Below are 10,128 nucleotides of genomic sequence, written 5' to 3' on the forward strand. Positions count from 1 at the left end.
CGGACTCTTGACAATCATTTCTTCGAAATCAGAAACGCCAATTTCATATCATTGTGCAAGACGGATTGCTCGGCCCGATCATCCCATTTGAGGGTTACGCCGGACCAATTCCTTTCCGTAATGGTTCCTTGATCGCCTTGATCTTCGCCCCAACGAACCCGATCGCCAACTTTAAGAGCTCTTGATTCATCGCCGGTCATTGATCAAACTCCATTTTATTCAGAGCCCGTGGCTTGTTTCGACGGATGCAGTGGTTGGACGCCTGTCTCTGCGCATCTTCGGTACTGCCGTTTTACCCAAGATCGGACCGTCGTTGCAAAATGATCCGGTGGGGCTGCCCCTGCCACCAATTGCCGCTGGCTCGGTATCTAACGCCTGTGCGTCTCTTGCATCAAGAACCAAACCAACGATCCGCGCTGTCAGGCTTGTGGCAATGCGACAGCCATTGAAAAAGGACGCTGACCTCGATTACAACTTCCTCGCGAGCCCTGACTCCAGTCAATTTTCCGGCCAGGCCCAAAAAGTTCCAGGCCAAATAAAATTTATCCTTGCAGACAAGCGCGCCCGAAATGGCAAAATATGGCGGGCCGGAAGCCGTGGGGAGGGCAAGAGTGGTCCCTGTGGTTTCGCGAAAGAACGAGCCGACAATGGATGCCGCGTTCGCGTCGAAATTAACCCGCCGCTCGCTGCTGGCTTCGACCGCGGCGCTGCTGGTGGCAGGCGCCGCCGGCGCCCGCGCCCGTACCCTTGGCGGCGGCATGCCGTGGGATCCCGGGGCGGCAAGGCCGCCGGCCGTGGTGCGGCCGGGGCCGTGGCTGTTTTTCAGCTCGGATGAAGCCGCCCTGATCGAAGCCGCGGTCGACCGTCTGATACCGCCTGACGATCGCGGCCCGGGCGGCAAGGACGCCGGGTGCGCGGTCTATATCGATCGTCAGCTCGCGGGCCCCTATGGCCGCGCCGCCGGCCTCTACATGAAGCCGCCTTTCATGCCGGGCGCAGCGACCCAAGGCTATCAGATGCAGGATGCGCCCGCGGCACGCTACCGCGCCGGGCTGCAGGCGCTGGCCGAGCACATCAAGGCGGCCTTCCCCGGCAAATCATTTCCCGAGCTCGCGGCTGATGATCAGGACAAGGTGCTGGCCGGCCTCGAGAGCGGATCAATCGCGCTCAAGGACGTCAAGGCCGCGGAGTTCTTCGCGCTGCTGCTGCAGAACACCCAGGAAGGCTTCTTTGCCGATCCGATCTATGGCGGCAACCGCGACATGGCGGGGTGGAAACTGGTCGGCTTCCCCGGCGCGCGTTACGACTACCGCGACTGGGTCGAGCGTCACAACGAAGTCTATCCCTTGCCGCCCGTCGGCATTATGGGGCGCTCCGACTGGGCGGTGAAAGAATAGATCATGGCACGCAAACTCCCGCCCAAGGACGTCGTGATCATTGGCCTGGGATGGACAGGATCCATCCTCGGCTACGAGCTTGCAAAGGCCGGGCTCGACGTCGTCGCGATCGAGCGCGGTCCCTGGCGCGACACCGCGAGCGATTTCCCGCCGGCCTATGCGCAGGACGAATTGCGCTACGCGGTGCGGCTCGATCTGTTTCTGCGGCCGGATCAGGAGACGCTGACCTTCCGCAACAAGATGAGCGAGACGGCGCTGCCGATCCGCAGCTTTGCCAGCTTCCTTCCCGGCAATGGCGTCGGCGGCGCCGGCATCCACTGGAACGGACAGACCTGGCGTTTCCTGCCGACCGATTTCAACATCCGCAGCCATCTCGAACAGCGCTACGGCAAGGACGCGCTGCCGGCGGATATGACAATCCAGGACTGGCCGCTCAGCTACGACGAGATCGAGCCTTACTACGACCGCTTCGAAAAACTCTGCGGCACCTCGGGCAAGGCCGGCAATATCAGGGGCGTCAAGCAGCCCGGCGGCAATCCGTTCGAGGGCTGGCGCTCGTCGGAATATCCGACGCCACCGCTGAAGCAGGGTTTTGGCGCAACGCTGTTTGCCGAAGCGGCGCGCAAGACCGGCCACATGCCGTTCCCGCAGCCGGCCTCGAATCTGAGCGAGGCCTACACCAATCCGCTCGGCGTCAAGCTCGGCCAGTGCACCTATTGCGGGTTCTGCGAACGCTTCGGCTGCGGCAATTTCTCCAAGGCGAGCCCGCAGACCGCTGTGCTGCCGGCGCTGTTGCGGTTTCCGAATTTTTCCGCGCAGACCGAATCCGAAGTCACGAAAATAAATCTGGACTCAACCGGCAAGCGCGCCACCGGGGTGACTTACGTCGATAGCTCGGGCGAGGAATGGGAGCAGCCCGCCAATATCGTTCTGGTCTGCGCCTTCTCCTTTTTCAATGTCCGCCTGCTGCTGCTCTCCGGCATCGGCAAGCCTTACGACCCGCAGACCGGCCAGGGCGTGGTCGGGCGCAATTATGCCTATCAGACCACCTCGAGCGTGGACGTGATCCTGAAGGACAAGGTGCTCAATCCCTTCATCGCCACCGGCGCGCACGGCATGATCATCGACGATTACAACGGCGATAATTTCGATCACACAGGACTTGGCTTTTTCGGCGGCGGCTACATGGGCTTCGGGCAGACCGGGGCGCGCCCGATCCAGACCCGGCCGGTGCCAAAGGGCACGCCGAAATGGGGCGCGCAGTGGAAGAAGGCGACGGCGGAAACCTATCAGAAGGCTTGCAGCCTGGCGACCCATGGCAGTTCCTACAGCTACCGGGATTGCTATCTCGACCTCGATCCCACCTACAAGGACCGGCTCGGACGGCCGCTGATGCGGATGACGTTCGATTTTCACGACAATGAACTGAAGATGTCGGCTTACCTGACCGATCGGCTCGCGGAGATCGCCAAAGCCATGGACCCGGCGGAGATTACCCCCAATCCGCGCAAAGGACCTTACAACGTCACGATCTACCAGACCACGCACAACACCGGCGGCACGGTGATGGGCGCCGATCCCGCAACCAGCGTGCTAAACCGCTATTGCCAGAGCTGGGACGTGCACAATGTGTTCGTGCCGGGCGGGGCGTCGGTGTTTCCGCAAAACCACGGCTACAACCCGACCGACACGGTCGGCGCGCTCGCCTACTGGACCGCGGATGCGATTCTGGATCGCTATCTCCGAAATCCGGGGCCGCTGGGCTAAAGCGAGTTGACAATGCGCACAATCCTCGCAGCCGCCTTGTTGTTGGCCTCGTGGTTCTGCCTGGCTGGCGCGGCTTTCGCCGACAGCCAGAATTTCGACCGCATCGAGCGCGGCCGCTATCTCGCGGTGCTCGCCGACTGCGGCGCCTGTCATACCAAGCCCGGCGGCCAGCCATTCGCCGGCGGCCTCGCGCTGCAGACGCCGTTCGGCACACTGGTTGCGCCGAACATTACGCCCGACCCGGAGACCGGCATCGGCACCATGACCGACGCCGAGTTCCTGGCTTCGCTGCACGACGGCCGCGGCCGCAACGGCCGGCGGCTCTATCCGGCCATGCCCTATCCGGCCTACACCAAGATGAGCGATGACGATGTGCTCGCCATCCGCGCTTATCTTGCGACGGTCGCTGCGGTCGACAACCCCGTGATGTCAAACCAGTTGCCGTTCCCGCTCAACATCCGCCTGGCCATGGTATTCTGGAACGCGCTCAATTTCGCGCCGGGCCGCTATCAACCCAATCCGCGGAAATCGGCGGAATGGAATCGCGGCGCCTACGTTGTGGAGGGCGCGGCGCATTGCGGCACCTGTCATACGCCGAAGACCTGGCTCGGCGGCGACAAGAACGCGCAGGCGCTTGAGGGCGCGACGCTGCAGGGCTGGTTCGCGCCCGACATAACCAACGATTCCCGCAAGGGCATCGGCGCATGGTCGAAGGACGATCTGGTTCAATATCTCAAGACCGGTGCCAATAATCTGACGCTGGCCTCCGGGCCGATGGCCGAGGCGGTGACGCATTCGACGTCTGCAATGACCGAGCAGGACATCGCGGCCATCGCGACCTATTTGAAGGACGGCGATGCCGGCGGATCGGTGCGGCCCGCACCGGTTGCCGCCGGCGACAACGCCATGCGCGCGGGTCAAGCAATCTACAAGGATAATTGCGCCGCCTGTCACCGGGATGACGGCAGCGGCGAAGCCCATCTGTTTCCGCGTCTTGCCGGCAGCGCGCAGGTGCAGTCCGACGATCCCACCACGCTGATGCGGGTGGTGCTGCAGGGGACGCGCGCGGTATCGACCCCGAGCAGGCCGACCGCGCCGGCCATGCCGGCCTTCGACTGGCGGCTCAACGACGCAGAGGTCGCCGCCGTGCTCACCTACATCAGAAACAGCTGGGGCAACGCGGCCGCGCCGGTTTTGTCCGGCGCCGTTGCGAGCGCGAGGACGTCGCTGGCCAGGGCTCCGTAGATTCAGCGTTTCCGAAGTTCTGATCATATCGACGCTTGCGATGCTGCGCTCCCTCTCCCGCCCTTCGCGGGGGAGGGCTGGGGTGGGGGAAGCTCCGGGCGAAAATCCATCGATCGGGTATCGCGGCCACACCTAACCAACACCGCCGATGCCGCGCCCCCACTCCACCCTCCCCCGCGAAGAGCGGGAGAGGGAGTGAGAGGCCAATGCCCGTGGCCTGAAATGACAGGTTTCAAGGAATCGGTTGTCTAGCTTTCAGCGCGCGGGCGGGATTCAAATGGTGGGCGCGACAGGGATCGAACCTGTGACCCCCTCGATGTCAACGAGGTGCTCTCCCGCTGAGCTACGCGCCCTCTCTTAAGAAAGAAAAGGGGTTAACGGGTTCGGTCCGTATATCGGCTCCAACGCGGGCAGGCAAGGTTGCCGCGGGCCGCAGAGGCAGGATCCGGCGAGACCTTGGCGGCCTGTTCAGGCCGCCAGCATCTTGTTCACTTCGCTGACCAATTCGCGCAAATGGACTGGTTTCGACAGCACCTTGGCGTTCTTCGGGGCTTCCGAATCCGAATTCAGGGCGACCGCGGCAAAGCCGGTGATGAACATGATCTTGATATCGGGATCGAGTTCCGAGGCGCGGCGGGCGAGCTCGATGCCGTCCATCTCGGGCATCACGATGTCGGTCAGCAGCATGCCAAACGACTCCTCGCGCAGCCTCTGATAGGCCGACAATCCGTTGTCGTGGGATGAAACCTGAAAACCGGCGTTTTCCAGGGCCTTGACCAGGAAACGGCGCATGTCGTTGTCGTCTTCGGCGAGCAGGATTTTATGCATGGCGGTTGATTGTCTTGTCCCATTGAGAGGATCAATCCGCCCACTAAGCCCGACAGACGGTAAATTTCGGGTGAAAGCGGCCGGGAAGCTCTGGGCTGTTCACGACGCTATTCTTGGACCCGAATACGGTTTAAATCAATGCAGACCGGGGTTTTCAACCCGAACTGGAGACGTTCCAGGGCGATCGAATATTTTTCTGCTTGGCAGAAGGGTTTTGATTACCGACAATGAAACCCTATAAAATCTCCGTTTTCAGGCAGAGTCGATCTGTCCGAACCAGCGGATCCTCAAGGGACGGCGCCCGACAATGACTGAGTTTGATGGCGAGCTGTCGCCCGCATTCGAGATCCTGGAACCGGCGACATGGCGGGCGCCGATCATTTTCAATTCCCCGCATTCCGGCTCGGTCTATCCGAGCGAATTCCTGCAGGCGTCGCGGATCGATCTTGCGGCGCTGCGCCGCTCCGAAGATTCGTTCATGGATGAGCTGATCGGGGACCTCTGCGGTCGCGGCTTTCCGACGGTCCGGGTCAATTTCCCGCGCTCCTATGTCGACGTCAACCGGGAGCCCTACGAACTCGATCCACGCATGTTCACAGGGCGGTTGCCGAGTTTTGCCAATACCCGGTCGATGCGGGTGGCCGGCGGTCTCGGCACCATCCCGCGGGTGGTCGGCGACGGCCAGGAGATCTATCGCGAGCGGCTTGCCATCGACGATGCGCTGGCGCGGATCGAGGCGCTCTACAAGCCCTATCACCGGGCGCTGCGCCGGCTGATCAACCAGGCGCATCAGACGTTCGGAACGGTGGTGGTGGTGGATTGCCATTCGATGCCCTCGATCGGCGTGTCGCGGGACGAGCCGCGGCGGCCGGACGTGGTGATCGGCGACCGCTATGGCACCAGCTGTGCAAGCCTGCTTCCCGACAGGGTCGAGGAAACCATGCGCCGGCTGGGTTATTCGGTCGGACGCAACAAGCCCTATGCCGGCGGTTTCATCACCGAGCACTACGGCAATCCGGCCTCCGGACTGCACACGATCCAGCTCGAACTCAACCGCGCTGTATACATGGACGAGCGGCGGCGCGAACGCGGCCCAAGGTTTGCGCAGGTGACAACGGATTTTGCCCATCTGGCCGACGCACTGGCCAGTGTTCCGCTCGGCGACCTCGGGCCGTTCCAGGCCGCGGCGGAATAGCGCCGAACCTGCCCCACTCAGCGCATGAAACTATGAGAAAGAAAAAAGGGCCGCTTGAGTAAACAAGCGGCCCAAGTCTAGGGAGGAAACGCCCAAGGAGGGCAGCGATAGCGCGAGGCGCTACCGCACCGCAACAATATGCGACCGCGCTGCACAAAATGCAAGAGGTTTTGAGTCATTTATGGTGTAAAACTATTCGGCTGTGGCAATTCGGCCGAATTCCCGGCATAGAGCCATTTTTCTTCATGATTTCATATGGTTATGAATTCACCTTGAGTGGCAAAGCCGCCGCTAAGGAACCGCTCAAGAACTCTTTTCAGGGACCTCTCGGATTCGTGATCGTGGCTTTCATGAAAAATGCATCGTTGCGCAGGCTGATTCGGCGGCATCAGAAATGATCATCGCTGACGCAGCTTAAGCTCGCGCACCCCGTGCACCGCGCGCCGGATTGGGCTAGGCAGTAGCCTCAAAACGTTCCCCGCTTCGCCCGAAGGAACAGCCGTGACGGTGATCGATTTCAAAGCCTTCATCGGCCGCCTCGCGACCGCATCCGGAGAAACCATCCTGCCGTTCTTCAGGACATCGCTGAGCATCGACAATAAAGGCAACAGCCACGACTTCGATCCGGTGACCGAAGCCGACCGTGCCGCGGAAGCCGTGATGCGGCGGCTGATCAAGGCGAGTTTTCCCCAGCACGGCATTGTCGGCGAGGAATTCGGCAACGAGCGCGAAGACGCCGAATATGTCTGGGTGCTGGACCCGATCGACGGCACCAAGTCCTTCATCTCGGGCTTCCCGCTGTGGGGCACGCTGATCGCGCTGTTGCACCGGGGCACGCCGGTGTTCGGGATGATGCATCAGCCCTTCATCGGCGAGCGCTTTTCGGGCGACAGCGGCTCGGCGCAATATCAGGGACCGTCGGGCGAACGCAAGCTCGCGGTACGGCGCTGCGCCGCGCTGAAGGAAGCGACCTCGTTCACGACCAGCCCGCTGTTGATGAACGCGGCCGACCGCTCAGCCTTCGGCCGCATCGAGCAGTCGGTGCGCCTGACGCGCTATGGCGGCGACTGCTATTCCTACTGCATGCTCGCCGCCGGCCATCTCGATCTCGTGGTCGAGACCGAGTTGAAACCTTACGACATCGCAGCCCTGATCCCGATCATTATCGGCGCCGGCGGCGTCGTCACCACCTGGGAGGGCAACCCGGCCCAGGGCGGCGGCCGCATCATCGCCGCCGGCGATCCGCGCGTGCACGAAGCCGCGCTGGAGCTTTTGAACAGTTAGGACCGGGGCATGAGAATTGTCGGCGTCGTGGTGATGGCATTGTCGGTCCCCGGATGGCTACACCATCGCGATTTCAAGCGCAGGCGCGCTCGCCATCAGCCCCGGCAAATCAAAAAATGGGCTGAGGTGATCAAGGCCGCCGGCATTGCGCCCGAGAAGTGAGGGGCAATATGGGGCTTGGAATGCTTCGGCGCTTCCGCGCCTCGCACCGACCAGAAGCAGTTGCATCGCCGATGCCTACATCGCGGCCTTGCGCAGATGCGCCACCAAAAGCTTCGCCGGTCGCGGCAGGGCGTTGAAATGGCGGGCGCAGATCGCGAGCCTGCGGTTCGCCCAGGCGTCGCGGATCCTGATCACGGTAATCGGCATCGACCCTGCGCAGCGCCTGGCGGCGGCTTCCGGCACCACGGCGACACCGACATCCGCCGCCACCATCCGGCAGATCGCATCGAAATCTCGTAGCCGCGCCCGAAACCGCAATCGCATCCCGAGCCGCGCGGCGTGTCTCGCAATGTGGACTTGAAGCGCGGTCGAATTGGTCAGCCCGACGAAGTCCTGGTCCGCCAATTCCTGGAAGTCGATCTGGCGCCGGCCGGCCCAAGCGCTGCGCCGCGGCGCAACCAGCGTCAAGCGATCCTCGCTGAACGAAAACCGCTCGACCCGATCCGGCAGCGCATGCTCGGCGGCAAAGCCGAGATCGGCAGCCCCGGTGGCAATCGCCGCGGCGATATCGGCGCTTTCGCGTTCCTCGATATCGACGTTGATATCAGGATGTTCCCGCAGAAAGGCCGCCAGCGCTTTCGGCAGATGCTCCGACAGTCCCGCGGTGTTGGCGAGCAAATGCACGCTGGCCTTGGTTCCGCTGGCGTAAGCGGCGAGATCGCCGCGCATCGCCTCCACATCGTGGATGATGATGCGGGCATGACCGAGCAGGCTTTCGCCCGCCGCGGTCAGTTCGACGCCGCGGCGGCCGCGCTTTAAAAGCGCGACGCCAAGGGCGGTCTCGAGGCCCCTGATCCGCGCGCTGGCGGAGGCGAGCGCGAGATTGGCGCGGTGCGCGCCGGCCGTGATGGTGCGCGCATCGGCCACCGCCATGAACAACTGCAGGTCAACCAGATCGAAGCGCATGGTGATTCCGTCATGTTCAGCCTTCGTCATCGCCGAAGGCTGGCTCTGTAAGGCGCAGATTGTGCCGTGAAGCGCGATCGGTCAATGTGATCGGCATGTTCGAACCTCTCCTCATTCTGATCGCCGCGGCGTTCCTGCTTGCGGGTTTCGTCAAGGGCACGCTCGGCCTCGGCCTGCCGACGGTAGCGATGGGCCTGCTCGCGGTCGCGATGCCGCCCTCGCACGCGCTCGCTATCGTCATCGTGCCCGCGGTCGTCACCAACATCTGGCAGACCTTCGTCGGACCGTTCCTGCGCGACATCATCCGGCGGCTTTGGCCGCTGATGGCAGGCACGGTGGTCGGCATCTATCTGAACCAGGGCATGCTGACCGGCCCCTATGCGCGCTATGGCAGCATCGTCCTCGGCGTGCTGCTGGTGATCTACGGGATCGTGGGCCTGAGCAAATTCAGCTTCAAGGTCGCCGCTCGCGACGAAAAGTGGATCGGCGGCATCGTCGGCATCGTCACAGGTCTGGTCTCCGCCGCCACCGGCGTACAGGTCATCCCCTCGATGCCGTTCATGCAGGCTATCGGCATGGAGAAAGACGAACTGGTGCAGGCGCTCGGGGTGTTCTTCACGGTCGCCACGCTGGCACTGGCCTTCAGCCTGACCAGCGCCGGGCTGTTGAGCCGGGCTACCGCGCTCCCGGGCGCGGTGGCGATGGCGGCCTCCTTCGCCGGAATGTTGATCGGCCAGGCGGTGCGCGCGCGGCTGGAGCCGGAAGCGTTCCGCCGCTGGTTTCTGATTGCGATGATTTTCCTCGGGCTATATTTGGCGGGGAGCACGGTGGTCAATGTCATGCGATGATCGTCCCTGCCGACGCCTTGGCACCCATCCGGTCTGCCGCACAGACACGCTCTCGCGGCTCCGCGCCGTGAGCCATGGAACTTAAACTCGACTCACGACGTTCCCTCGCTGGAGCATCGTGCTTTCGTACTGAAGTCGCGCATGCCTCCCTTGGAGCGTGAAATGAACATCTTTTACATCATTGGCGTGGTGGTCGTCATAATCTTTGTTGCAGGGTTCCTCGGGGTGCACGTCTGAAGTACATTCTTCCAGCTATCACTTGAATAACGGTGTACCCGGCACGAAGGCGTCGAACGCCGCCCAGAATTGGCCACGGTAGCGGTCCTGCTCCTGCAGGATTTCGTGCTTCGCGCCGGCGATAACGAGATGCGACCCGGCGCGCAAATGATAGGCAAACTCCTCGATCGCGGGTGTCGAGACAACGGTGTCGTTGCTG

At 62.7% G+C, this 10,128-nt stretch carries 9 protein-coding genes, 1 tRNA gene and 1 pseudogene; 6 read left to right on the forward strand and 5 right to left on the reverse strand.

Annotated features, from left to right (window positions below):
* Positions 1–14 precede the first annotated feature (14 nt).
* Positions 15–200, reverse strand: a complete 186-nt coding sequence (locus ABSG20_RS20930) for a hypothetical protein (protein WP_423866419.1) — start codon at positions 198–200, stop codon at positions 15–17.
* A gap of 447 nt (positions 201–647) precedes the next feature.
* On the opposite strand from ABSG20_RS20930, the gene ABSG20_RS20935 reads away from it, so the two are divergent.
* The 3 genes from ABSG20_RS20935 to ABSG20_RS20945 are packed head-to-tail and all read left to right on the forward strand — an operon-like array spanning position 648 to position 4,409.
* Positions 648–1,397, forward strand: coding sequence for a gluconate 2-dehydrogenase subunit 3 family protein (locus ABSG20_RS20935; protein ID WP_423866420.1), 750 nt, complete (start codon positions 648–650; stop codon positions 1,395–1,397).
* Positions 1,398–1,400: 3 nt separating this feature from the next.
* Positions 1,401–3,164 (forward strand): GMC family oxidoreductase, encoded by a 1,764-nt coding sequence (locus ABSG20_RS20940; RefSeq protein ID WP_423866421.1) that lies wholly within the window; start codon positions 1,401–1,403, stop codon positions 3,162–3,164.
* Positions 3,165–3,176: 12 nt separating this feature from the next.
* Complete coding sequence (locus ABSG20_RS20945) at positions 3,177–4,409, forward strand: c-type cytochrome (RefSeq protein WP_423866422.1); 1,233 nt, start codon at positions 3,177–3,179, stop codon at positions 4,407–4,409.
* Between the two features lie 278 nt (positions 4,410–4,687).
* Here ABSG20_RS20945 and ABSG20_RS20950 read toward each other — a convergent pair.
* Both ABSG20_RS20950 and cpdR read right to left on the reverse strand, forming a co-directional pair.
* A tRNA-Val gene (locus ABSG20_RS20950) sits at positions 4,688–4,762 on the reverse strand.
* A gap of 115 nt (positions 4,763–4,877) precedes the next feature.
* Positions 4,878–5,237, reverse strand: coding sequence for a cell cycle two-component system response regulator CpdR (gene cpdR / locus ABSG20_RS20955; RefSeq protein WP_423866423.1), 360 nt, complete (start codon positions 5,235–5,237; stop codon positions 4,878–4,880).
* Positions 5,238–5,544: 307 nt separating this feature from the next.
* Here cpdR and ABSG20_RS20960 point away from each other — a divergent pair, with 307 nt between their 5' ends.
* On the forward strand, positions 5,545–6,432 hold the full coding sequence (locus ABSG20_RS20960) for an N-formylglutamate amidohydrolase (protein WP_423866424.1): 888 nt from the start codon (positions 5,545–5,547) through the stop codon (positions 6,430–6,432).
* Positions 6,433–6,933: 501 nt separating this feature from the next.
* Positions 6,934–7,716: a histidinol-phosphatase gene (hisN, locus tag ABSG20_RS20965; RefSeq protein WP_423866425.1), complete on the forward strand. Its 783-nt coding sequence runs from the start codon at positions 6,934–6,936 to the stop codon at positions 7,714–7,716.
* 237 nt (positions 7,717–7,953) lie between these two features.
* On the opposite strand, the gene ABSG20_RS20970 is transcribed toward hisN, so the two are convergent.
* Positions 7,954–8,844: a LysR substrate-binding domain-containing protein gene (locus tag ABSG20_RS20970; RefSeq protein ID WP_423866427.1), complete on the reverse strand. Its 891-nt coding sequence runs from the start codon at positions 8,842–8,844 to the stop codon at positions 7,954–7,956.
* 95 nt (positions 8,845–8,939) lie between these two features.
* Between ABSG20_RS20970 and ABSG20_RS20975 the strand changes: the two genes are divergently transcribed.
* Positions 8,940–9,692, forward strand: a complete 753-nt coding sequence (locus ABSG20_RS20975) for a sulfite exporter TauE/SafE family protein (RefSeq protein WP_423866426.1) — start codon at positions 8,940–8,942, stop codon at positions 9,690–9,692.
* 255 nt (positions 9,693–9,947) lie between these two features.
* Here ABSG20_RS20975 and ABSG20_RS20980 read toward each other — a convergent pair.
* Positions 9,948–10,128, reverse strand: a pseudogene (locus ABSG20_RS20980) (alpha/beta hydrolase); the annotation flags it as partial.

Source organism: Bradyrhizobium sp. (genome assembly GCF_049512235.1).
In the GTDB taxonomy this organism is placed as follows: Bacteria; Pseudomonadota; Alphaproteobacteria; order Rhizobiales; family Xanthobacteraceae; genus Bradyrhizobium.